At 73.6% G+C, this 20,924-nt stretch carries 22 protein-coding genes; 10 read left to right on the top strand and 12 right to left on the bottom strand.

Annotated elements, in window-relative coordinates:
- Nucleotides 1-405 (top strand): MFS transporter (locus ACZ7D7_RS30945; RefSeq protein ID WP_470828623.1); only part of this gene is annotated, 405 nt, incomplete at its 5' end.
- 127 nt (nt 406-532) lie between these two features.
- On the opposite strand, the gene ACZ7D7_RS30940 is transcribed toward ACZ7D7_RS30945, so the two are convergent.
- The gene (locus tag ACZ7D7_RS30940; RefSeq protein ID WP_470828622.1) at nt 533-1,210 is read right to left on the bottom strand and encodes a GntR family transcriptional regulator; all 678 of its coding nucleotides are present in this window, start codon (nt 1,208-1,210) and stop codon (nt 533-535) included.
- 209 nt (nt 1,211-1,419) lie between these two features.
- Here ACZ7D7_RS30940 and ACZ7D7_RS30935 point away from each other — a divergent pair, with 209 nt between their 5' ends.
- From ACZ7D7_RS30935 to ACZ7D7_RS30920, 4 genes are all read left to right on the top strand, one after another.
- The gene (locus ACZ7D7_RS30935) at nt 1,420-2,394 is read left to right on the top strand and encodes a 2-dehydropantoate 2-reductase (RefSeq protein WP_470828620.1); all 975 of its coding nucleotides are present in this window, start codon (nt 1,420-1,422) and stop codon (nt 2,392-2,394) included.
- Between the two features lie 161 nt (nt 2,395-2,555).
- On the top strand, nt 2,556-3,431 hold the full coding sequence (gene panB, locus ACZ7D7_RS30930) for a 3-methyl-2-oxobutanoate hydroxymethyltransferase (protein ID WP_470828619.1): 876 nt from the start codon (nt 2,556-2,558) through the stop codon (nt 3,429-3,431).
- A gap of 183 nt (nt 3,432-3,614) precedes the next feature.
- Nucleotides 3,615-4,634, top strand: coding sequence for an ATP-binding cassette domain-containing protein (locus tag ACZ7D7_RS30925; protein ID WP_470828617.1), 1,020 nt, complete (start codon nt 3,615-3,617; stop codon nt 4,632-4,634).
- Nucleotides 4,631-5,452 carry an ABC transporter permease gene (locus tag ACZ7D7_RS30920; RefSeq protein ID WP_470828616.1) on the top strand — a complete coding sequence of 274 codons (822 nt, stop codon included), beginning with the start codon at nt 4,631-4,633 and terminating at the stop codon, nt 5,450-5,452. The genes ACZ7D7_RS30925 and ACZ7D7_RS30920 overlap by 4 nt, the downstream gene beginning before the upstream one ends.
- A gap of 27 nt (nt 5,453-5,479) precedes the next feature.
- Here ACZ7D7_RS30920 and ACZ7D7_RS30915 read toward each other — a convergent pair whose 3' ends face one another.
- Complete coding sequence (locus ACZ7D7_RS30915; protein WP_470828614.1) at nt 5,480-8,755, bottom strand: AfsR/SARP family transcriptional regulator; 3,276 nt, start codon at nt 8,753-8,755, stop codon at nt 5,480-5,482.
- Between the two features lie 143 nt (nt 8,756-8,898).
- Here ACZ7D7_RS30915 and ACZ7D7_RS30910 point away from each other — a divergent pair, with 143 nt between their 5' ends.
- The gene (locus ACZ7D7_RS30910; protein WP_470828612.1) at nt 8,899-9,699 is read left to right on the top strand and encodes a site-2 protease family protein; all 801 of its coding nucleotides are present in this window, start codon (nt 8,899-8,901) and stop codon (nt 9,697-9,699) included.
- On the opposite strand, the gene ACZ7D7_RS30905 is transcribed toward ACZ7D7_RS30910, so the two are convergent.
- Both ACZ7D7_RS30905 and npdG read right to left on the bottom strand, forming a co-directional pair.
- Nucleotides 9,689-9,880 carry a hypothetical protein gene (locus ACZ7D7_RS30905; protein ID WP_470828610.1) on the bottom strand — a complete coding sequence of 64 codons (192 nt, stop codon included), beginning with the start codon at nt 9,878-9,880 and terminating at the stop codon, nt 9,689-9,691. The genes ACZ7D7_RS30910 and ACZ7D7_RS30905 overlap by 11 nt on opposite strands.
- Before the next feature lie 65 nt (nt 9,881-9,945).
- On the bottom strand, nt 9,946-10,671 hold the full coding sequence (gene npdG / locus ACZ7D7_RS30900) for an NADPH-dependent F420 reductase (protein WP_470828609.1): 726 nt from the start codon (nt 10,669-10,671) through the stop codon (nt 9,946-9,948).
- A 141-nt stretch (nt 10,672-10,812) separates the two neighbouring features.
- On the opposite strand from npdG, the gene ACZ7D7_RS30895 reads away from it, so the two are divergent.
- Nucleotides 10,813-11,421 carry a hypothetical protein gene (locus tag ACZ7D7_RS30895; protein ID WP_470828608.1) on the top strand — a complete coding sequence of 203 codons (609 nt, stop codon included), beginning with the start codon at nt 10,813-10,815 and terminating at the stop codon, nt 11,419-11,421.
- 67 nt (nt 11,422-11,488) lie between these two features.
- On the opposite strand, the gene ACZ7D7_RS30890 is transcribed toward ACZ7D7_RS30895, so the two are convergent.
- Nucleotides 11,489-11,716 (bottom strand): hypothetical protein, encoded by a 228-nt coding sequence (locus ACZ7D7_RS30890; protein WP_470828606.1) that lies wholly within the window; start codon nt 11,714-11,716, stop codon nt 11,489-11,491.
- 58 nt (nt 11,717-11,774) lie between these two features.
- Between ACZ7D7_RS30890 and map the strand changes: the two genes are divergently transcribed.
- Nucleotides 11,775-12,632, top strand: coding sequence for a type I methionyl aminopeptidase (gene map / locus ACZ7D7_RS30885; RefSeq protein ID WP_470828605.1), 858 nt, complete (start codon nt 11,775-11,777; stop codon nt 12,630-12,632).
- A gap of 80 nt (nt 12,633-12,712) precedes the next feature.
- Nucleotides 12,713-13,360 carry a biliverdin-producing heme oxygenase gene (locus ACZ7D7_RS30880; protein WP_470828604.1) on the top strand — a complete coding sequence of 216 codons (648 nt, stop codon included), beginning with the start codon at nt 12,713-12,715 and terminating at the stop codon, nt 13,358-13,360.
- 93 nt (nt 13,361-13,453) lie between these two features.
- Here the strand turns inward: ACZ7D7_RS30880 and ACZ7D7_RS30875 are convergent, their stop codons facing one another.
- On the bottom strand, nt 13,454-13,654 hold the full coding sequence (locus ACZ7D7_RS30875) for a hypothetical protein (RefSeq protein ID WP_470828602.1): 201 nt from the start codon (nt 13,652-13,654) through the stop codon (nt 13,454-13,456).
- A 135-nt stretch (nt 13,655-13,789) separates the two neighbouring features.
- Complete coding sequence (locus tag ACZ7D7_RS30870) at nt 13,790-14,434, bottom strand: PhzF family phenazine biosynthesis protein (protein WP_470828600.1); 645 nt, start codon at nt 14,432-14,434, stop codon at nt 13,790-13,792.
- Between the two features lie 151 nt (nt 14,435-14,585).
- Here ACZ7D7_RS30870 and ACZ7D7_RS30865 point away from each other — a divergent pair, with 151 nt between their 5' ends.
- A complete protein-coding gene (locus tag ACZ7D7_RS30865; protein WP_470828599.1) occupies nt 14,586-15,578 on the top strand; it encodes an SCO2278 family lipoprotein in 993 nt (330 codons plus the stop codon).
- A gap of 58 nt (nt 15,579-15,636) precedes the next feature.
- Here ACZ7D7_RS30865 and ACZ7D7_RS30860 read toward each other — a convergent pair whose 3' ends face one another.
- The 5 genes from ACZ7D7_RS30860 to ACZ7D7_RS30840 all read right to left on the bottom strand — a co-directional run bounded on the left by ACZ7D7_RS30860 (nt 15,637) and on the right by ACZ7D7_RS30840 (nt 20,858).
- A complete protein-coding gene (locus ACZ7D7_RS30860; RefSeq protein WP_470828597.1) occupies nt 15,637-16,365 on the bottom strand; it encodes a bifunctional DNA primase/polymerase in 729 nt (242 codons plus the stop codon).
- A 170-nt stretch (nt 16,366-16,535) separates the two neighbouring features.
- Nucleotides 16,536-17,165: a TetR/AcrR family transcriptional regulator gene (locus ACZ7D7_RS30855; RefSeq protein WP_470828595.1), complete on the bottom strand. Its 630-nt coding sequence runs from the start codon at nt 17,163-17,165 to the stop codon at nt 16,536-16,538.
- Between the two features lie 69 nt (nt 17,166-17,234).
- The gene (locus ACZ7D7_RS30850; RefSeq protein WP_470828593.1) at nt 17,235-18,221 is read right to left on the bottom strand and encodes a small ribosomal subunit Rsm22 family protein; all 987 of its coding nucleotides are present in this window, start codon (nt 18,219-18,221) and stop codon (nt 17,235-17,237) included.
- Between the two features lie 175 nt (nt 18,222-18,396).
- Entirely contained in the window at nt 18,397-19,509 is a 1,113-nt protein-coding gene (locus ACZ7D7_RS30845) for a serine hydrolase domain-containing protein (RefSeq protein ID WP_470828633.1), read from the bottom strand.
- 11 nt (nt 19,510-19,520) lie between these two features.
- Nucleotides 19,521-20,858: a multidrug effflux MFS transporter gene (locus tag ACZ7D7_RS30840; RefSeq protein ID WP_470828592.1), complete on the bottom strand. Its 1,338-nt coding sequence runs from the start codon at nt 20,856-20,858 to the stop codon at nt 19,521-19,523.
- Nucleotides 20,859-20,924 lie beyond the last annotated feature (66 nt).

The raw sequence follows: 20,924 nt of genomic DNA, 5'->3' as shown, positions 1-20,924 counted from the left end.
CAGTGCCTCATCTTCGTCTGCATGGTCCTCGGCCTGTCCCAATACGGCATCCTCTTCTCCGGCAACATCGGCAACCTGCCCCTGTTCCTGCTGTTCTCCTCCATCTCCGGCTTCGGCGGCGGCGCCATCTTCCCCATGTTCGCCGCGATGACCGCCGACTACTTCGGCGAGAACAACAACGCCTCCAACTACGGCCTCGTCTACTCCTCCAAACTCGTCTCCGGCCTCCTCGGCTCCGGCATGGGCGCCGTCGTCGTCGCCACCTGGGACTACGCGGGCGCCTTCGTCCTCGCCGGCTCCATCTCCATCTTCGCCGGCCTCGTCGCCCTCTTCCTCCACCCACCCGGGCGGCCCAAGCACCGGGGCGCCAAGCCCGGTCCGCAGCCGGTCGGCGAGCCCGCCTGACGCCCTCCCCGCACACAAGGCTCTCCCCCCGCTGTCCACGACGGGCGTGGCGACGGGGGGAGAGCCTTGGACACGGCGCACTGGCAGGGCGGGCAGGACCGCGGAGGGTGCAGGTCCCCTGGGCGGCTCAGGACTTGGCGCGGGCGTGGTACGAGCGGCGGGTGTGCTCGGTGTGCTCGCGCATCAGCCGGCCGGCCAACTGCTCGTCGTGGTCGTTGATCGCGGCGATGATGGCGCGGTGCTCGATCCATGACTGCTTGCCGCGCTGCCGGGCGACGGGCGTGTAGTACCAGCGCACGCGCCGGTCGACCTGGCCGCGGAGTTCGGCGAGCACGGTGTTGCCCGCCAGCTCCATGATCTTGGCGTGGAAGCGGGCGTTCATCAAGACCTGGGCGTCCACGTCGTCGGCGGCGACGGCGGCCTCGCCCTCGACGCACAGCGCCTCCAGCGCGGCCACACCCTCGGCGTCGGCGTTGGCGGCGGCGAGCCGCGCGGCCTCGGCCTCCAGCAGGGTGCGTACGGCGAGGAGCTGGTCGGCCTCCTGCTCGGTCGGCTCGTGCACGAACGCGCCCTGGGCGGGCCGCAGATCGACCCAGCCCTCGGTGTTGAGCCGCTGAAGGGCCTCGCGCACGGGCTGCCGGGACACACCGAGGTGGCCGGCGAGGTCGCTCTCGACGAGATGCTGCCCGGGCTGGAGGGCCCTGGTGATGATGAGTTCGAGCAGTGCCTCGTAGACCCGCTCTCGCAACGGTCCGGGCCGTTCGAGCTTGGGCACCGCCCCCTGGGGCAGTCCGGTCGACAACATGCGGTCCCTCCTCGGGCAGATCCGTGCACAGCAGGCCGAACCCATATCTATTGGTTTTCGTCTACAGTCTACAGCTCACTTTCTCCACCAGCCCCACGATGCCGCATGCGGTGCACGAAGCCTTGCCCCCAAAAGTTCCATACTGTAGACAATATCCTGTCGACAACATTCGCACCGTGGTATCCCTCGACCGATCGGAGCGTTACCCAGTGAAAGTCGCAGTCCTCGGCGCCGGTGCCATCGGCGCTTACGTCGGAGCCGCCCTCCATCGCGCGGGCGCCGACGTCCACCTCGTCGCCCGTGGACCGCACCTCGCGGCCATGAGGCAGGACGGTGTCAAGGTGCTCAGCCCGCGCGGTGACTGGACCGCGCGCGCCCATGCCACCGACGACCCCACCGAGATCGGCCCGGTCGACCATGTCTTCCTGGGCCTGAAGGCCAACTCGTACGCGGCGTGCGGGCCGCTGATCGAGCCCCTGCTCCACGACACGACGGCGGTGATCGCCGCGCAGAACGGCATTCCGTGGTGGTACTTCCACGGGCACGGCGGCCCGCACGACGGCCGGCGCGTCGAGAGCGTGGACCCGGGCGGCGCGGTCAGCAAGGTGCTGGCGCCCGAGCGGGCCATCGGCTGCGTCGTGTACGCCGCCACGGAGCTCGAAGGCCCCGGCGTCGTACGGCACCTGGAGGGCACCAGGTTCTCGATCGGCGAGCCCGACCGCAGTGTGTCCGAGCGCTGCCGGGAGTTCAGCGAGGCCATGATCGCCGGGGGCCTGAAGTGCCCGGTCGAGCCCGACCTGCGCAACGACATCTGGCTGAAGCTGCTCGGCAACATCTCCTTCAACCCGATCAGCGCGCTGTCGCGGGCCACCATGGCCCAGATGTGCCGGCATGGCGGAACCCGCGGCGTCATCGAGGTCATGATGCGGGAGACCCTGGCCGTCGCCGAGTCCCTCGGCTGCGAGGTCGGTGTCTCCATCGAGCGCCGCCTGGCCGGGGCCGAGAAGGTCGGCGAGCACCGCACCTCCACGCTCCAGGACCTGGAGCGCGGCAAGCCGCTCGAGCTCGACGTGCTGCTCGCCGCGGTCGTGGAACTGGCGGAGTTCACCGGCGTGGACGTGCCCACCCTGCGCACCGTCCACGCCATCTCGGACCTGCTCGCCGAGCGGACCGCGGCGGCGTGAACGGCGGCGTGACAGGCCGGGCCGGTCCCTGTGGAGCGTGGAACGCGTCACAGGGACCGGCCCGGAACCCGGCCTAGCCGTCGCCCGGCCGAAGTGCCACCATGGAGGGGATCCGGGGACGCCGTGAGGGCGCCTCGAGATGACTTGTGAGGAGCGTTGCCATGACGCGGCTTTCCGCTGCCCAGACTGCGCAGCCCAGGCCCTCCGACGGCAGCAGGGCGCTGTACGGAGGCAAGAGCACCCGTCGCATCACCGTCCGGGACATCGCCACCGCCAAGGAGCGCGGCGAGAAGTGGCCCATGCTCACCGCGTACGACGCCCTGACCGCGTCCGTCTTCGACGAGGCCGGGATCCCCGTCCTGCTGGTCGGCGACTCGGCGGGCAACTGCCACCTCGGGTACGACACGACCGTGCCCGTCACGCTCGACGAGATGACCATGCTGTCCGCGGCGGTCGTACGGGGCACGAAGCGTTCCCTGATCGTCGGCGACCTGCCGTTCGGCTCCTACCAGGAGGGTCCGGTGCAGGCGCTGCGCTCGGCGACCCGGCTGGTGAAGGAGGCCGGGGTCGGCGCGGTCAAGCTGGAGGGCGGCGAGCGCTCGCACGAGCAGATCCGTCTGCTGGTGGAGTCCGGCATCCCGGTGATGGCGCACATCGGTCTGACGCCGCAGTCGGTGCACGCGATGGGCTACCGCGTGCAGGGGCGCGGCGAGGAGGCGGCGGCGCAGTTGCTGCGGGACGCGAAGGCCGTGCAGGACGCGGGCGCGTTCGCCGTCGTGCTGGAGCTGGTGCCGGCCGAGCTGGCGGCCGAGGTGACGCGGACGCTGCACATCCCGACGGTCGGGATCGGGGCCGGGGCGGAAACGGACGCGCAGGTGCTGGTGTGGACCGACATGCTCGGGCTGACCGGGGGGCGCGTGCCGAAGTTCGTGAAGCAGTACGCCGATCTGCGTGAGGTGATGGGCGGGGCCGTGAAGGCGTTCGCCGAGGACGTGGTCGGCGGGGCGTTCCCGGCCGAGGAGCACGCGGTTCACTGAGGAGCACGCGGTTCACTAACGCCGTCGGCCGGACTCCGGCCGACGGACGACTGACCACTGCGGTAACACCCCGGGCAGCCCCGCCGATCTTCCCCCGTCGGCGGGGCTGCCGCCGTACCGGCTGCCATGACCTGTCGGTGGTTTGTCGGTGGTTTGTCGGTTACGGGTGGGAGCGTCGGTGGCATGACGCGAATCGACGACGAATCCGGCGCGGCCGCCGTCACCGTGCGGGGGCTGGTCAAGCACTACGGGGACACCAGGGCGCTGGACGGTGTGGATCTGGACGTGCGCGAGGGCACGGTGATGGGGGTGCTCGGGCCGAACGGCGCCGGGAAGACAACGCTGGTGCGGATCCTGTCCACGCTGCTCGCGCCCGACGCGGGGCGGGCGACGGTGGCGGGCTACGACGTCGTACGGCAGCCCCGGCACCTGCGGAGGGTGATCGGGCTGACCGGGCAGTACGCGTCCGTGGACGAGAAGCTGCCCGGCTGGGAGAACCTGTACCTCATCGGGCGGCTGCTCGATCTCTCCCGGAGCCGGGCGCGGGCGCGGGCGGACGAACTGCTGGAGCGGTTCGCGCTGACCGACGCGGCGCGGCGGCCGGCGGCCACGTACTCCGGCGGCATGCGACGCCGGCTCGACCTGGCCGCGTCGATGATCGGCCACCCCTCGGTGCTGTTCCTCGACGAGCCCACGACGGGACTGGACCCGCGGACCCGCAACGAGGTGTGGGACGAGGTCAGGCGCATGGTCGGCGACGGTGTCACCGTGCTGCTGACCACGCAGTACATGGAGGAGGCCGAGCAGCTCGCCTCCGGGCTGACCGTCGTGGACCGGGGCCGGGTCGTCGCCCGGGGCGGCATCGAGGAGCTGAAGGCGAGGGTCGGCGGCCGTACCCTGCGCGTCCGGCCGGCCGACCCGGCGCACCTGCGCCCGCTGGCCGCCGCGTTGGACGGCCTCGGCATCACGGGGCTCGCGACGACCGCGGTGGACGCCGAGCGCGGCGCCGTGCTGGTGCCGGTGCTGAGCGACGAGCAACTGACCGCCGTGGTCGGCGCCGTCACCGCGCGCGGCATCACGCTCGCGTCGATCAGCACCGAACTGCCCAGCCTGGACGAGGTGTTCCTGTCGCTCACCGGCCACCGCCCCGGTGCCCCGCGGGAGGCCGTGCCCGCCGACGACCGCGAGGAGGTCGCCGCATGACCGCCACGACCGTGCACCCGTCCGACGCGACGGCCGACGCCCGGATCCCGCTGCGCGGGCATCTGCGGCACACCGGCGCGCTGGTGCGCCGCAACCTGCTGTGGATCCGGCAGGACCCGGAGTCGATGTTCGACGCGATCCTGTTCCCGGTCGTCTTCACCCTGCTGTTCGTCTATGTCTTCGGCGGCTCCATCGGGCAGTCGCTCGGCGGCGGCCAGGAGCAGTACGTGCAGTACATCGTGCCCGGGCTGATGGCCATGATGGGCATGAACATGGCCCAGGGGGTGGGCACCGGCTTCAACCAGGACTTCAACACCGGGGTCATGGACCGGTTCCGCTCGCTGCCCATCGGGCGCGGCTCCGTGCTGTTCGCGAAGATCGCGGTGGAGCTGATGCGGATGCTGTTCGCGACCGCCGTGCTGATGGTGGTCGGTGTCATGGTGGGCTTCGACATCACCGACTGGCCCGGGCTGCTGGCCGCCGTGGGGCTGTCCGTGCTGTTCGGCTCGGCCCTGATGTGGGTGTTCCTGACGCTGGGCGTGGTGATGAAGAACGCGCAGTCCGTGCAGGCGATGGGGTTCCTGGTGCTGATGCCGCTGCAGTTCGGCTCGTCGATCTTCGCGCCGCCGCAGTCGATGCCGGGCTGGCTGCAGAGCTTCACCGAGTACAACCCGCTGTCGTCGCTGGCCGACGCGGCCCGGGGGCTGATGGTCGGCGGGCCGGTCGCGGGCGATCTGTGGTTGACGCTCGGCTGGTCGGTGGCGATCACGGCGGTGATGGCGCCGGTCGCGATCCACAAGTTCCGTACGAGGAGCTGACGTCGGCGCTGCGGTGCGGCGCCGGAGTCAGACGAGGGCGGTGGCCTCCTCGACGGAGAGGCCGCCGCCCTCCGCGTACGCGGCGGCGTACGCCTCCTCGCCGACGGCGGCCCGTACGCGCGCCTCGGCGCACGTGTACACCTCGCGTTCCCAGGCGGAGGCGACGTGGCCGGGCGGCAGCAGGGCGTCGGCGGCGCCGAGCAGCCGGGCGGCGTCGTGGGCGCGGCTGCCGCCGTCGGCGTCGGCGAGGGCGCTCGCGGCGACGACGAAGTACGCGGAGCGCATGTGCGGCGAGATGGTCTGCGACAGCGGGTCGGCGGCCAGTTCGACGGCGCGCCGGGACTTGGCCAGGCTCTCCTCGTTGAGCCCTTCGGCGGCGTCCAGCCAGGCCTCGGCGCCGAGGATGATGGCGTCGAAGAGGACGAAGTGGGCGACGGCGAAGCCCTCGCGGAGCAGCCGGAGTTGCTCGCGCGCCTCGGGGACGCGGTCGGTCACGCCGAGCCAGCCGGCGAGGAACAGCCGGGCGGCGGGCAGCGCCTCGCTGTGGCCGCCGTCGTGTCCGTCGATCACCTCGCGCAGCATCCGCTCGCCGCGTTCGGTGTCGCCGCACTCCAGCAGGGCGCTGCCGAGGCGGGCGCGGAGCACGGCCCGCTGGGCGCGGGCGCCGAGGCGTTCGGCGTAGTCGACGGCCGCCTCGTAGTCGGCGGCGGCGAGCCGGTGTGCGCCCTTGCGTTCGTGGGCCTCGCCGCGCGCGGAGAGCGCCTCGGCGGCGCCCCAGTGGTCGCCGAGCCGCCGGTAGATCTCCAGGGCCTCGTCGGCGTCCCGGAAGGCGTCGCCGGCCCAGTCGGCGCGGTTGGCGAGGATGTTGGCCCGCATCTGGAGGCAGGCGGCGAGTTCCCACTCGTAGCCGGGGGTCGCGCGGCAGGTGCGGACGGAGGCCTCGACGATGTCGCGCAGCCGCTCCATGTCGCCGGTGAGCATGACGGCGTAGAACCAGAGCATGCCGGGGCTGCGGCAGGTCTGCGGCAGGCCGGGCTCGTAGACGGCGGAGATGGCGCGCAGTTTGGCCTGGGCGGCCGGGGTCTGCCAGGCGTCCAGCTCGGTGTCCATGCAGGCCAGGTGGGCCAGGTGGACGCCGCGGCGGGCCTCGGCGAGGATCTCGCCGGTCATCGGGGGCGGGGTGTCGGTGCAGCGCCGGAGGACGGGGGCGGCGCGGCGCAGTGGCTCGGCGAACGGGTCGGGGCCGAGGGCCATGACCTCGCGGCACCAGGTGCGGGCCTCGATGCGCAGGTCGCGCATCTGCCAGTACCAGGCGAGGCTCAGCACGACGCACAGCGCCTCCTGCTCGTCGCGTTCGGCGACGGCGTACCTGAGGGCGGTGCGCAGGTTCTCGTACTCGCGCTCCAGCCGTTCCACGGCGGCGAGTTGGCCGGGGCCGCGCAGCAACGGGTCGGTGGTGCGGGCGAGTTCGCGGTAGTACGTGAGGTGGGCGCGGGCGGTCCCGGGGCGGTGGCCGGACTCGTCGAGGCGTTCCCCGGCGTACTCGGCGACGGTCTCCAGCAGCCGGTAGCGCATCGCGCCGTCGGGTGCGGGGGCGGCGACGACGAGGGACTTGTCGACCAGGGAGCCGAGCGCTTCGAGGGCGCCGGGTCCGCAGACGGCCTCGGCGGCGGTCAGGTCGCAGCCGCCGGCGAAGACCGACAGGCGGCCGAGGACGTCCCGTTCGCCCGCGTCGAGCAGGTCCCAGGACCAGTCGACGACGGCGCGCAGGGTCTGCTGGCGGGGCAGCACGGTGCGGCTTCCGGAGGTGAGCAGGCGGAAGCGGTCGTCGAGCCGGTCGGCGATCTGACGGGGTGTCATCATGCGGAGCCGGGCGGCGGCGAGTTCGATGGCGAGGGGCAGTCCGTCGAGCCGGCCGCAGATCTCCGCGCAGGCCTCGGGGTCGTCCTCGACGCGGAAGCCGGGGCGGGCGGCGGCGCCCCGGTCGGCGAGCAGCCGCAGCGCGACCGGTTCGGGCAGCGGCTCCACGGGGCGCACCAACTCCCCCGGTACGCCGAGGGGTTCGCGGCTGGTGGCGAGGACGGTGAGCCGGGGGCAGCGGGCGAGCAGTTCCGCGGCGAGCCGGGCGGCGGCGTCGACGACGTGCTCGCAGTTGTCGAGGACGAGCAGCATGCGGCGCCTGCCGCAGTGCTCGGCGAGCCGTTCCAGGGGGTCGCCGTGGCGGTCGGCGACGGCCCGCATGCTCTCGGCGCCCGCGCCGTACAGCACGGTCTCGCGCGCGCCGACCGCGGTCAGTACGGCCTCGGGGACGGCGTCGGGGTCGTCCACGGGGGCGAGTTCGGCCAGCCACACCCCGTCCGGGGCGGCGTCCCGCGCGGCCTCGGCGGCCTCCTGCGACAGCCGGGTCTTGCCGGCGCCCCCGGGGCCGATGAGGGTGACGAGCCGCGCGGCTCCGAGGTCGCGTCGAATGGCCTCGATGTCGCCTTCCCGACCGACGAAGGAGGTGAGGCGGGCGCGGAGGTTGCCGGGGGCGGGTGGCGCGGCGGGGGCCGGTGCCTTCGGCGCGAGTGCGGGCGGGTCGTCCTGCCGGAGCAACTCCTCGTGCACGGCGCGCAGTTCGGGCCCGGGGTCGGAGCCGAGGCGGTCGGCGAGGGTGTGGCGTACGGCGTCGTAGGCGGCCAGGGCCTCGGCGGGGCGGCCGGCGTCCCGCAGGGCGCGCAGGCGCAGGGCCTGGAGAGGTTCGTCCAGGGGGTGGCCGTCGCACAGGGCGGTCAGTTCGGGCAGGGACTGCTCGGCCCGGCCGAGGGCGAGCGCCGCGGTGTGCCGGGCGCGCAGGACGTCGAGGTGCCGGGTCTCCCAGCGGGCGGCCTCGGCGGTGCGGTCGGGCAGGTCGGCCAGGGGCGGTTCCTGCCACAGGGCGAGGGCGTCGTCCAGGACGACGGCGGCCCTGGCGGCGTCGCCGTCGGCGAGGGCGCGGGTGCCCTCGGCGGCGAGACGCTCGAAGTGGTGCAGGTCGATGTCGTCGGGGCCGGCGGTGAGGCGGTAGCCGCCGTCGAGTGAGGCGACGGCGTCCGCGCCGAGCGCCCTGCGGAGGCGGCCGACGAGGGCCTGGAGGGCGCCGGGGGCGTCGGCGGGCGGCGCGTCGGCGTGCCAGACCTCGTCCACGAGCAGCCCGGCGGGCACGGTGCGGCCGGGGCGCAGGGCGAGGACGGTGAGGAGGGCGCGCAGGCGTGGGCCGCCGACCGGCACGGGGGTGCCGTCGGGGAGGTGGGCCCGGGTGGGGCCGAGGACGCGGTAGCGCACGGGGTCATTGTCCCTGGTTTCGCTGTCCGTGTTCGCGGGGTGCCGCCCGGACGCGGCTGCCGCCGCGGCGGCCCGGTCCAGTACCGTCGGGCAGTCCAGCGAGGTTTCTCGGCGAGGTCCAATCGCCAGTTCGGGGGTTTTTCATGGCCACCACCGCCAGTCGGCGCAGTGATCGGCGGGTCAGTCCCGTGTTCCTGGGGATCGTGGCCGTCACGGCGGTCACGGGGTGGGCCACCTGGACCGGGTTCGCCGCGCAGCCCGGTGTGGCGGTCTTCCTGTTCGTGACGGCGGCGTGGATCGTCTCGCTGTGCCTGCACGAGTACGCGCACGCCCGTACCGCCCTGCACAGCGGCGACCTGTCCGTCGGCACCAAGGGCTATCTCACGCTGAACCCGCTGAAGTACACGCACGCCCTGCTGAGCATCGTGCTGCCGGTGGTGTTCGTGATGCTGGGCGGCATCGGTCTGCCGGGCGGCGCGGTGTTCATCGAGCGGGGCCGCATCCGGGGCCGCTGGCGGCACAGCCTGATCTCGGCGGCGGGTCCGCTGACGAACGTGCTGTTCGCGGTGGTGTGCACGGCGCCGTTCTGGCTGGACGCGCTGGACGGGGTGCCGCGGGACTTCCGGTACGCGCTGGCCTTCCTGGCGCTGCTCCAGGTGACGGCGGCGATCCTGAACTTCCTGCCGGTGCCGGGCCTGGACGGCTACGGCGTGCTGGAGCCCTGGCTGTCGTACCGGGTGAAGCGGCAGGTGGAGCCGTTCGCGCCGTTCGGCCTGCTGTTCGTGTTCGCGCTGCTGTGGGTGCCGTCGGTGAACGCCGTGTTCTTCGACGCGGTCGACGCGGTGCTGCGCTCGCTGGGGATCGGCGAGGTGGACACGTACTGCGGCTACGACCTGTACCGCTTCTGGCGCGGCTCCGACGGCTACTGCTCGGTCAGCCCGTGACGGACCGGTCACGGGCCGCCGCGGCCCGGCCGCGCTTGACGTAGTACCAGGTCATGTTGGACGACAGGCCCGCGATCAGCACCCAGACGATCCCGAGCCACATGCCGTTCACGAAGGAGACCACGGCCGCGGCCACGGCGAGGAGACAGACGGCGAGGCTGTAGAGGGCGAGACGGGGCATGACGTTCGGCTCCTGTCGGGGGACACTGCGGGCACCTGCTGCCGTCACCAGTGTCCCCCATCGCCTCATACGTCCGTGACGCGGAGCCCGGCGTGCGCCTTGTAGCGGCGGTTGACGGAGATCAGGTTGGCGACGAGCGACTCCACCTGGTGGGCGTTGCGCAGCCGCCCGGCGAAGATGCCGCGCATGCCGGGGATGCGTCCGGCGAGCGCCTGGACGGTCTCCACGTCGGCGCGCTCCTCGCCCAGCACCATCACGTCGGTGTCGATCTCGTCGATCTCCGGGTCCTGGAGGAGGACGGCCGACAGGTGGTGGAAGGCGGCGGTCACCCGGGAGTCCGGGAGCAGCGCGGCGGCCTGCTCGGCGGCGCTGCCCTCCTCGGGCTTGAGCGCGTAGGCGCCCTTCTTGTCGAAGCCGAGCGGGTTGACGCAGTCGACGACGAGCTTGCCCGCGAGGTCCTCGCGCAGCGCCCGGAGCGTGTCGCCGTGGCCGTCCCACGGGACGGCGACGATCACGATGTCGCTGCGGCGGGCGGTCTCGGCGTTGTCGGCGCCCTCGACGCCGTGGCCGAGTTCCGCGGCGGCGGCCTCGGCACGGTCGGCGGCGCGGGAGCCGATGATCACCTTCTGGCCGGCCTTGGCGAGGCGGTACGCGAGGCCCTTGCCCTGCGGGCCGGTGCCGCCGAGCACGCCGACGACGAGACCGGAGACGTCGGGCAGGTCCCAGGGGTCCTTGGCGGGGGCCTTCGCGGGGGCCGCGGCGGGCGTCTGTGCACTGTCGTTGGAGGTCATGGGCCGACTTTACGTGCGGGCCGGCGCCGCCCCCGGCCCAGGTGGGCCTCCCCACGGTCCGGAAGGCCCGGGTCCCCGGGTCGGGCGAATCCGGGCCGAACCCGGCGTCCGGCGGGCCCGGTTGCGGCAGGATGCGGCCCCATGGATGCCGTACGGGTCGCGTTGTTGCGTGAAGTGCTCGCCGGGACGGAGTGGTTGGGGGCCACGCGGCGGTTCGCGGGGGTGCTGCGCGGGTCGGTCGTGTCGCACGGGGGCGGGCTGCTGCTCGTCGGCACGGAGGACTACGAGCCGTGGCATCTCGCGGCGCACCTGGTGGACGAGGCCGCGTGGTCGGGCACGCCGGAGCTGGCGCCGACGCTCGTACGGCACGACGCGCGCCCCTCGGACCCGGCGCACCTGGCGGTGGGTCTCGGGCGGCTGGCGGCGGCGCGGCGGGGCGAGACGCTGTTCGTGGTGGCGCCCGGGGAGCCGGGGGCGCCGCTGCTGGAGCGGGTGTACGACGCGCGGCGGGCGGGGGCGCGGGTGCTGGCGCTGGGGGGCGGCGTGGCGGAGGGGGAGCTGGGGGCGATGGCGCACGAGGCGCTGGGAGTGCCCGGGGAGGGAGAGCTGGACCTGGACACGGTGCAGCACCTGGTGAGTGCGGCGGCGGGTGAGAACGCGGGGCCGCTGCCGCGGGGACGGCGGCGGTTCCGCGACCGGTTGTCCGAGCTGGCGGAGCGGGTGATGGCTCCGCCGGCGGCGCGGTGGTGAGGTGCGGGCGGGCGTCACGGCGTCCGCCGTCGGCGGCGGTGCGGGGTGCCGCCCGCGCCCGCCCCGGTCAGCCCTCCGTCGGGCGGTTCGGGCCGTCGTGCCAGTTGGGGTCCGTTTCCCATTCCAGGTTGCGTTCGCGGGCGATCTCCATCGCGTGTTCCGCTTCCTGGCGGGTGGTGTACGGGCCGAAGCGGTCCTTCGCGGGGCACTCCGGGCCCTCCTCGACCTTCTGGTGCTTCAGGCAGTAGTACCACTCGCCCGGTTTTCCGACCGTGCGCTTCTTGAACAGGGCCATGACCGGCTCCTTTCGCCACGGACATGGTCCCCCACGCCCGCTGGTTAGACTCGCTGGCATGTCTGGCCAGTCGCTGCTCGTACCAGGGGAGCTGTCTCCCACCCGTTCCGTACCCGGAAACATCCGCCGTCCCGAGTACGTGGGCAAACCCGCACCGGCGCCCTACACGGGACCCGAGGTGCAGACCCCGGAGACCGTGGAGGCGATGCGTATCGCCGGCCGCATCGCCGCGCGGGCGATGGCGGAGGCCGCCAAGCACATCGCGCCGGGCGTGACGACGGACGAGCTGGACCGGGTGGCGCACGAGTACATGTGCGACCACGGCGCCTACCCGTCGACGCTGGGCTACCGCGGCTTCCCGAAGTCGCTGTGCACGTCGGTCAACGAGGTCATCTGCCACGGCATCCCGGACTCCACCGTCCTGAAGGACGGCGACATCGTCAACCTCGACGTGACCGCGTACATCGGCGGCGTGCACGGCGACAACAACGCCACGTATCTGGTCGGCGACGTCGACGAGGAGAGCCGGCTGCTGGTCGAGCGCACCCGCGAGGCCCTGAACCGCGCCATCAAGGCGGTCAAGCCGGGCCGCCAGATCAACATCATCGGCCGGGTCATCGAGTCGTACGCGAAGCGGTTCGGCTACGGCGTCGTGCGGGACTTCACCGGCCACGGCATCAGCACGGCGTTCCACTCGGGTCTGATCGTCCCGCACTACGACAGCCCGCACGCGACGACGGTGATCCAGCCCGGGATGACGTTCACGATCGAGCCGATGCTGACGCTCGGGACGCACGAGTACGACATGTGGGACGACGGCTGGACCGTGGTGACGAAGGACAGGAAGCGCACCGCCCAGTTCGAGCACACGCTGGTCGTGACGGATTCGGGCGCGGAGATCCTCACCCTGCCCTGACGGGGCTCCGCGTCGTGTTTTGCCGACAGCCTGTCGGTAAAGCATTGACTCAGGACCCCTCACCACGAAGGATCGGGCTCATGGACGCGTTCTCGGCACAGATCCGCACCGCCTCGCACGAGCAGCACGTGGAGGCGGAGACCTCGACGTTCATGAGCGACCTGCTCGGCGGCCGGCTCGGCGTGGCGGCGTACGCGCGCTACACGGAGCAGCTGTGGTTCGTGTACGAGGCGCTGGAGGCGACGGCGGGCCCGCTGGCGTCGGACCCGGTGGCCGGGCCGTTCGTGCGCCCGGAGCTGTTCCGGCTGGCCTCGCTGGAGCGGGACCTGGCGCATCTGCGGGGGCCCGGCTGGCGCTCGACGCTGACGGCGCTGCCGGCCACGCGGGAGTACGCGGCGCGGGTGGAGGAGTGCGCCCGCACCTGGCCGGGCGGCTATGTCGCCCACCACTACACGCGCTATCTCGGGGACCTGTCAGGCGGGCAGATCATCCGGGACAAGGCGGAGAAGACGTGGGGCTTCGCGAAGAAGGGCGACGGCGTCCGCTTCTACGTGTTCGAGGGGATCGCCAACCCGGCCGCGTTCAAGCGGACCTACCGGGAGCTGCTGGACGGCATCCGGGCGGACGAGCTGGAGAAGCAGCGGATCGTCGCCGAGTGCAAGCGGGCCTTCGCGCTGAACACGGCGGTCTTCCGGGCCCTGGGCGAGGAGTTCCCGCTCTCCGCCTGACCGGCCCGCCCGCCTGCCGCCCCTTCCGCCCGGCCGGACGGCGCCGGGCCCCCGGCACGCGTGCGTGCGGAGGGCCCGGTGGTGCAGCAGGGCTCAGTGGTGGCCGCAGCGGACGCCGCCCCAGAAGATGTCGCTGGACACCGTGTCGATCCCACCGAAGTAGGAGTCGCACTGACCGCCGTGACCGCCGGAGTTGTGCTGCGGGTGTTCGGTGACGGCCGTCGCGGTGGCCGTGCCGGTGGCGGTGAGGGCGGCGGTCAGCAGAGCTGCTGCCAGGACTGATCGGATACGCATGAGGCTCCTCTCACGAAGCTGAGTGGTCGGGCCAGAGGTCCCCGTTCCCGTCCTCGCACACACGCCGCTGCACCCGTACGGGCGCTCGATTGACCTCGGACGTGCGACGGCCACCCGCGCGCGTGCGGGCGGGGCTCAGCGCTCCAGGTGGACCCGGCCGCCGACCTCCGTCCAGCCGCCCGGCTGCGGTGCGGTGAGGATCTGGGAGCCGGCGCCCTGCGTGATGTTGAGGGCCCGGCCCAGCAGGTCGGTGAGGAGCAGCGCCGCCGCGCCCGTGGCCTCGTCCTCCTCGATGCCGTCGTCGCGGCCGGGGAAGGCGCGGGCCCGCACCCGCCCCGCCGCCTCGTCCTCCCACGCCCAGGCGTAGAGCCACTCCCCCGGCGGCGGTACGGCCAGGTCGTCGACCTCGGCGGCGGAGGCGTACTGGCGCAGGGTGCGCGGCGGGACCCAGTCGGCGCGGGCCTCGATCCAGCTGAACTCACCGTCCAGCCGGGCGCCCACCACCCCTGCGGGCGTGACGAGTTCGGGCACGTCGAGGAGCCAGGCCGTGCCGACGCAGGGGTGGCCGGCGAAGGGCAGGCGCAGCGTCGGCGTGTAGATGTCGATGACGCCGCGCTCGGGGTCGTCCACGAACACCGTTTCGCTGAAGCCGAGTTTGGCCGCGAGCTCCTGCCGCCCGGCCGGGTCCGGCAGCACGGAACCGTCGCGGACGACGCCGAGTTCGTTGCCGTAGCCGCCGTTCGCCGCGCAGAAGACGCGCAGCACGTCGTAGTCAGTCACCGGGGCATTGAAGCATCGTGCGCCGGTCGTGCGCCGAGGGGTCCGCGGGCTCCAGGTCACGGTGTGGCCGCTGTCCCCCGGACCCGGCACTCGCGGTGTTCCTCGCCCCGGTAGGGTTCGCCTCCGTGAAAGGGGAAGGTGAAGGGACCTCATGAGCAGGGATCGCGGCCCTCGAAGGCTCCGCAGGCTTGACCGGAGCGCCCTGATTGCGGCGTCGGTGACCGCATTGTCGATGACGGCGAGTGGATGTGTCGTGGTGCACGGGGAGCGGGAGGTGCTCCCGTCGGCCACCCGTGCCGAGGCGGCCAAGGCGCTGCGGCAGTTCACGACCGCGTACAACGAGGCCGACAAGGCCTACGACCGTTCCCTGGACGCCGACCACGTCACCGGCGCGCTCGCCGACATCGACGGGGCGCGGCTGAAGGCGGGCCGGGCGAACAACCCGGGCGGCAATCCCGCGCACACACCGCTGAGGCTGACGGACCCGAAGTTCACCATTCCGAAGAAGGCGGGCTGGCCGCGCTGGTTCCTCGCCGACGCGCGGGCCAACAAGGGCGGCGACGCGCGCTGGCTGCTGGTGTTCACGCGGGGCGGCCTGGAGGAGCCGTGGGAGGTGGCGTATCTGACGCTGCTCGCCCCCGGTGACGTACCGGAGTTCAAGACGGACAAGGACGGCTGGGCGGAGGCCGTGGACACGAACTCCACGGACGTCGCCATAGCGCCGAGCCGGCTGAGCGGCGACTACACGACGTATCTGAAGGACGGCGGGGACTCCTTCGCGGCGGGCACGCACACCACGGTGTGGCGGCAGTTGCGCAAGAAGGAGGCGGCGAAGCCGGGTCTGGCCACGCAGTACATCGACGAGCCGCTGACGAGCGGCGACTACGCGCCGCTGGGGTTGCGCACCGCGGACGGCGACGCGCTGGTGTTCTTCACCACGCGCCACTTCCAGAAGCAGACGGCCGCGGCGGGCGCCTCGGTGCCGACACCGAACAAGAGCGTGCTGGCGCTGACGAAGGGCGAGATCAAGCAGTCGCTGACGATGGAGTTCGTCTCCAACCAGGCCGCGCTCGACCCGAAGGGTTCCGGGGACGTGGAGATCCTCGGCCGGGTGCAGGGGCTGACGTCGGCGCTGGGCGAGTAGCCGGGCGCCCCTCGCCTCGGCGCGGGCGCCCTTCGTCCCGGCGCGGGCGCCGCTCGTCTCAGCGCCGCAGCGGCCAGGAGGCCTGGGCCGGCTCCTCGCCCGCGTGCCGGGCGCAGGAGTCGGTGAGGACCTCCAGCAGGCTGAGCGGGTCGGGGAGTTCGTGCTCGGGGCCGCGTACCCAGTGCACGGACTGGTCGTCGTCGCCGGGCAGCCGGGCGGGCGGTACGAGGACGTAGGAGCCGCGGCAGTGCCAGCGCAGGCCGGGGTGCTCGTCCATGGTCTCGGGGTGGCAGTCCAGCTCGCAGGGCCACCACTCGTCCTCGTCCTCGGGGGTGCCGCGGGTGAGGGTGAAGAACAGCAGCCGGCCGTCGTCGCTCTCGGCGACGGGCCCGACGTCGATGCCGGCGGCGAGCAGCCGGGCGAGGGCCTCGCGGCCGGCGTCCAGGGGCACGTCGAGGACGTCGTGGGTCATGCCGGTCGCGGTGATGAAGTTGGCCTGCGGCTGGTGCCGGGCCCAGCGCTCGATCTGGGCGCGGTCGGTGGTGGACTGCGTCTGCCAGGCGAACGACACGGGGTGGCGGGCCGGGGTGGGGCAGCCCACGCGGTCGCAGGAGCAGCGGTAGCCGGCCGGGTGCGCGGCGGGCGCGAGGGGCAGTCCCGCGGCGGCGGCGGCGAGCAGCAGGGCCTCGCGGCCGTCGTCGCCGACGGCCTCCTTGGGGCGGCGTCCGGGCAGCCACTGGGTGAGTTTGCCCCGCAGGCCGGTACGGCCGCCGAACCTCGCGCTCATCTATCCCCTCGCCTCGCCGTCGTGCGTGCCAGCATGCCCTATCGTCCCACCATCGTGCGCCTCGGGGGGCCGGAGCCCGCAACCGGGGTGGGCGCGGGCGGGGGCGCGCCGGGCGCACGGCGGGGGCTCGGCGGGGGCTCGGACAGGCGGCGCCGGACGGTCCGCGGGGCTCAGGTACGGGGCGCCAGGCCGTGCAGGGCGTAGTCGACGAGGGTGTCGGTGTACTCGTGGGAGATCGGGCCGGTGCGCTGGAGCCAGCGCTGGGCGAGCGGGGAGACGAACAGTTCCAGGGCGATGCGCGGGTCGATGTCGGGGCGGATCTGGCCGGCGTCCTGCGCGGCGCGCAGCCGGTCGACGTAGAGCTGGAGCGAGGGTTCCAGGAGCTTGGTGACGAACACCCGGCCGAGCTGTTCGTCCACGACGCCCTCGGCGGCCAGCGCCCGTGACGGCGCCTCGAAGGCGGGGGCGCGCAGTTCGTCGACGGTGGCGCGCAGGACGGCCTTGAGGTCGGCGGCGACGTCACCGGTGTCGGGGATGGCGTCGCCCTCCTGTCCGGCGGCCCGCGCGGCCTGTTCCCCGAGGTCGAGGAAGGCCTCCATGAGCACGTCCGCCTTCGATCCCCACCAGCGGTAGATGGTCTGCTTGCCGACGCCGGCCCGGGCGGCGATGCCCTCGATGGTGGTGCGCGCGTAGCCGACCTCGGTGACGAGGGCGAGGGCGGCGTCGTAGATGGCGCGCCGGGAGCGCTCGCTGCGGCGGGAGGAGTCGGGGGTGCGGGGGGCGGCGGGCTCGGTGACCATGCGTCGACCGTAGCAAGACGGTGAGACGAGACGTCTCGCGGTGCCTTGGCCCCCGGCCTCGGAGAGTTCCTACGGGCTGGGCCAGGGGTCGCCCCAGGCGGCGTCGCGGGCGGACCTGTAGAGGTCGCCGTGGCGTTTGGTGATCGTGCGGCGGTCCAGGCGTTCGTCGGGTTCGCACAGGTCGAGCAGGACCTGGCCCTTGCGGATCTGCGGGCGCCGGACGACGCGGGCGGGGGCCGGGGTGACCGGGAGCCGGGTGGCGGCGACGTAGCTGAACTTCTCGTCCTCGTAGGCGAGGGAGCCGCCCTTGACCTGGCGGTGCAGGGAGGAGCGGCTGACCCGCGCCGAGAAGTGGCACCAGTCCGTGCCGGGTGCGATGGGGCAGGCGGCGCTGTGCGGGCAGGGGGCGGCGACGTGGAAGCCGGCGGCGACGAGGCGGTCGCGGGCCTCGATGACGCGCGCGTATCCGTCGGGGGTGCCGGGTTCGACGATCACGATGGCCCGGGCGGCGGTCGCGGCGGCGTCGACGAGGGCGGCGCGGTCGGGGGCGGCGAGTTCGTTGAGCACGTAGGAGACCGTGACGAGGTCGGTGGGGTCGAGGGTGAGCGCGGTGCCGATCCGGGCGCGCTGCCAGCGGACGTCCCGCAGGGCCGGTTCGGCGGCGGCGATCTCCCGGCCGAGCGCGAGCGCCGGTTCGGCCCAGTCGAGGACGGTCACCGGCCGGGCTCCCGGCCAGGTCGCGGCCGCCGCCCAGGTCGCCGCGCCGGTGCCGCCGCCGACGTCGACGTGGCCGCCGGGCGTCCAGTCGGGCACGGCCGCCGCGAACTCCGTGAGCGCCGAGCGCACCGCCTCGAAGGTGGCGGGCATGCGGTACGCGGCGTACGCGACGACGTCGGCGCGGTCCCTGAGGATCGGGGCGTCGGTGGGGGTGCTGCCGCGGTAGCTGGCGATCAGCCGCTCCACCGCCTGCGCGGCCTGGCGGGGCGGGAGGCCGTCGAGCAGGTCGCCGAGCGCGGTGCGCAGGGTGTCGGAGGCGGCGGGGGCGGGGGCGTTCACCCGGCGATTGTAGGGACACCACCCGGCACGGGGCGAAGCCGCGGCGGACCGACGGGGTCGGCGGACTTGGGGAGTCGGCGGACCTGGGGGGCGGCGGACCGGGGGCGGGCGGCGGACCGGGGAGTCAGCGGACCTGGGGGGCGGCGGACCCCGGGGGGCGGCGGACCCCGGGGAGTCAGCTGCGGATTGCCCGGGCCACCCGGGTCGCCGCGGCCGCTCTCGGGCGGCTGTCCGGGGGGCGGCGTCTCGCGTGGACGGTGTTCGCCAGGAGGATCAGGAACGTGTCCGTGGCCCGGTCCAGGACGAGGGACGTGCCGGTGAAGCCGGTGTGTCCGGCCGCGCCCCGGCCGGACAGCTCGCCCATGAACCACGGCTGGTCCATGGCGAAGCCGAGGCCGGGCGGCGTCAGGAGGAGCTCCACGAAGTCGGGGCCGAGGATGCGGGCGGGGCCGTACGAGCCGCCCGCGAGCAGGGCGCGGCAGAACACGGCCAGGTCCGGGCCGGTGGCGAACAGTCCGGCGTGACCGGCCACGCCGCCCAGCGCCCACGCGTTCTCGTCGTGCACCTCGCCGCGCAGCATGCCCCGGTCGGCCTTGGCCCACGGCCGCCGCTGGTCCTCGGTGGCCGCGGCGCCGGGGCAGGGCCCGAAGCGGGTCGACGTCATGCCGAGGGGGCGGGTGATGCCGTCGCGGACCAGGACGTCGAGGGTGCGTCCGGTGACGCGTTCCAGGACGTGCTGGAGGAGCAGCATGTTCAGGTCGGAGTAGCCGTACGTGCCGGGCTCGGTGACGGGTTCCTCGGCCTGGAGCAGCGCGAGGCGTGCCGCGTCGTCGGGGCAGTCGTACAGCGGGAGTTCGGGGCGCAGTCCGGAGGTGTGGGTGAGCAGGTGGCGCACGGTGAGGTCGTGCCGGGCGGCGGCGTGGAAGTCGGGCAGGTAGGCGCCGACCCGGGCGTCGATGCCGAGCGTGCCCCGCTCGATCTGCTGCACGGCGGCGACGGACGTGAACAGCTTGGTCAGGGACGCCAGGTCGAAGGGCGTGTCGACGGTCATCGGCACGCGCGCGTGGGCCGGCAGTTCCACGTCCCGTCCGGTGCGCGGGTCGTGGGCGACGTGGCGGACGGCCCAGCCCGCGGCCTCGGCGACGGCGAGCACGGGTCCGCGTCCGACGAGGACGACGGCGCCGGCCGCCCAGGGGCGGTCGCCGGCGGTGAGGTCGTGGACCTCCTGGACGAGGCGGCGCAGTTCCTCGGGGTCGAGTCCGGCCCGTTCGGGTGTTCCGCCGCGCAGTCGGGGCGCGCTCAGCTGTCCGCTCCCTCGGCCGGGGCCGCCGCCGCGGGGCCCGCGGCGACCGGGGCCGTCCGGTCCGGGGCCCTGCGGGTACGGCACAGTGCCACGAAGCAGACCAGCGCGACGAGCGCGGTGGCCAGTTGGACGACGGCCATGGGGACGGCGGTGTCCTCGCCGGCGATGCCGACGAGCGGGGAGGCGATCGCGCCGATGAGGAAGGACGAGGTGCCGAGCAGCGCGGACGCGGCCCCGGCGGAGCGCTCGACGCGCATCAGGGCGAGGGTCTGCGCGTTGGGCAGGGCGACGCCCATCGCGGACATGAGGACGAACAGCGCGGCGGCGACGGCGGGCAGCCCGACGTCGCCGAACACGCCGAGGGACATCAGCAGCAGCGCGGTCGCGGCGGCGGTCACGACCACGAGTCCGGCCACGAGGACCCGGTCGAGGCGGACCCGGCCGACGAAGAACCGCCCGTTGATCTGGCCGACGGCGATCAGGCCGACGGAGTTGAGCCCGAACAGCAGGCTGTACGTCTGCGGGGAGGCGCCGTAGATCTCCTGGACGACGAACGGCGAGGCGGCGACGTAGGCGAACAGGGCGGCGAAGGTGAAGCTGCCGACGAGCATGTAGCCGGTGAAGGCGCGGTCGGCGAGCTGGGTGCGCATGGAGCGCAGCGCCTCGCCGACGCCGCCGGAGTGCCGTTCGGCGGCGGGCAGGGTCTCGGGGAGCTTCCACCAGACCAGGGCGGCCAGCAGGGCGCCGACGCCGGTGAGGACGACGAACACGCCGCGCCAGTCGGTGGCGCGCAGGATCTGGCCGCCGATGAGGGGCGCGACGATCGGGGCGACGCCGGAGATGAGCATGAGGGTGGAGAAGAACCGGGCCATGGCCATGCCGTCGTACAGGTCGCGGACGACGGCCCGGGCGATGACGATGCCGGCGGCGCCCGCGAGGCCCTGCGCCAGCCGGAAGGCGACGAGGAGTTCGACGTTGGGCGCGACGGCGCACAGGGCGGTGGCGACGACGTAGACGGCGAGGCCGGTGAGCAGAGGGCGGCGGCGGCCCCACTTGTCGCTCATCGGGCCGATGACGAGCTGGCCGAATGCCATGCCGGCGAGGCAGGCGGTGAGGGTGAGCTGGACGGTCGCGGCGGGCGCGTGCAGCGAGCGGGTGACCTCCGGGAGCGCCGGGAGGTACATGTCCATCGCCAGGGGCGGCGTGGCGGTGAGGCCGCCGAGGAGGAGGGTGACGAGCAGGCCGATGCGGCGGAGCGCGGGAGTCGCGTGGCCTGGTTCCGGTATGGCCGCCTTGGTTGTTCTGTCCGCTGTCGACGCCCCGCGCTCGGGCATGTGCCCCTCCCTCTCCGTGTGATCCGCCACCTATGCTCTCAGCTCGAACGGACTGCTCGTACGCAG

The sequence above is a fragment of the Streptomyces sp. NPDC037054 genome, from assembly GCF_055606745.1.
The sequence above is the reverse complement of the archived record's forward strand: the minus strand, read 5'-3'. Positions and strand labels throughout refer to the sequence as shown.

What these genes read in the sequence shown, in the direction of transcription:
- ACZ7D7_RS30940 (WP_470828622.1), bottom strand. Translation starts at nt 1,210, where the DNA reads ATGTTGTCGACCGGACTGCCCCAGGGGGCGGTGCCCAAGCTCGAACGG.
- panB (WP_470828619.1), top strand. Translation starts at nt 2,556, where the DNA reads ATGACGCGGCTTTCCGCTGCCCAGACTGCGCAGCCCAGGCCCTCCGAC.
- ACZ7D7_RS30925 (WP_470828617.1), top strand. Translation starts at nt 3,615, where the DNA reads ATGACGCGAATCGACGACGAATCCGGCGCGGCCGCCGTCACCGTGCGG.
- ACZ7D7_RS30920 (WP_470828616.1), top strand. Translation starts at nt 4,631, where the DNA reads ATGACCGCCACGACCGTGCACCCGTCCGACGCGACGGCCGACGCCCGG.
- ACZ7D7_RS30910 (WP_470828612.1), top strand. Translation starts at nt 8,899, where the DNA reads ATGGCCACCACCGCCAGTCGGCGCAGTGATCGGCGGGTCAGTCCCGTG.
- ACZ7D7_RS30905 (WP_470828610.1), bottom strand. Translation starts at nt 9,880, where the DNA reads ATGCCCCGTCTCGCCCTCTACAGCCTCGCCGTCTGTCTCCTCGCCGTG.
- npdG (WP_470828609.1), bottom strand. Translation starts at nt 10,671, where the DNA reads ATGACCTCCAACGACAGTGCACAGACGCCCGCCGCGGCCCCCGCGAAG.
- ACZ7D7_RS30895 (WP_470828608.1), top strand. Translation starts at nt 10,813, where the DNA reads ATGGATGCCGTACGGGTCGCGTTGTTGCGTGAAGTGCTCGCCGGGACG.
- ACZ7D7_RS30890 (WP_470828606.1), bottom strand. Translation starts at nt 11,716, where the DNA reads ATGGCCCTGTTCAAGAAGCGCACGGTCGGAAAACCGGGCGAGTGGTAC.
- map (WP_470828605.1), top strand. Translation starts at nt 11,775, where the DNA reads ATGTCTGGCCAGTCGCTGCTCGTACCAGGGGAGCTGTCTCCCACCCGT.
- ACZ7D7_RS30880 (WP_470828604.1), top strand. Translation starts at nt 12,713, where the DNA reads ATGGACGCGTTCTCGGCACAGATCCGCACCGCCTCGCACGAGCAGCAC.
- ACZ7D7_RS30875 (WP_470828602.1), bottom strand. Translation starts at nt 13,654, where the DNA reads ATGCGTATCCGATCAGTCCTGGCAGCAGCTCTGCTGACCGCCGCCCTC.
- ACZ7D7_RS30865 (WP_470828599.1), top strand. Translation starts at nt 14,586, where the DNA reads ATGAGCAGGGATCGCGGCCCTCGAAGGCTCCGCAGGCTTGACCGGAGC.
- ACZ7D7_RS30860 (WP_470828597.1), bottom strand. Translation starts at nt 16,365, where the DNA reads ATGAGCGCGAGGTTCGGCGGCCGTACCGGCCTGCGGGGCAAACTCACC.
- ACZ7D7_RS30855 (WP_470828595.1), bottom strand. Translation starts at nt 17,165, where the DNA reads ATGGTCACCGAGCCCGCCGCCCCCCGCACCCCCGACTCCTCCCGCCGC.
- ACZ7D7_RS30840 (WP_470828592.1), bottom strand. Translation starts at nt 20,858, where the DNA reads ATGCCCGAGCGCGGGGCGTCGACAGCGGACAGAACAACCAAGGCGGCC.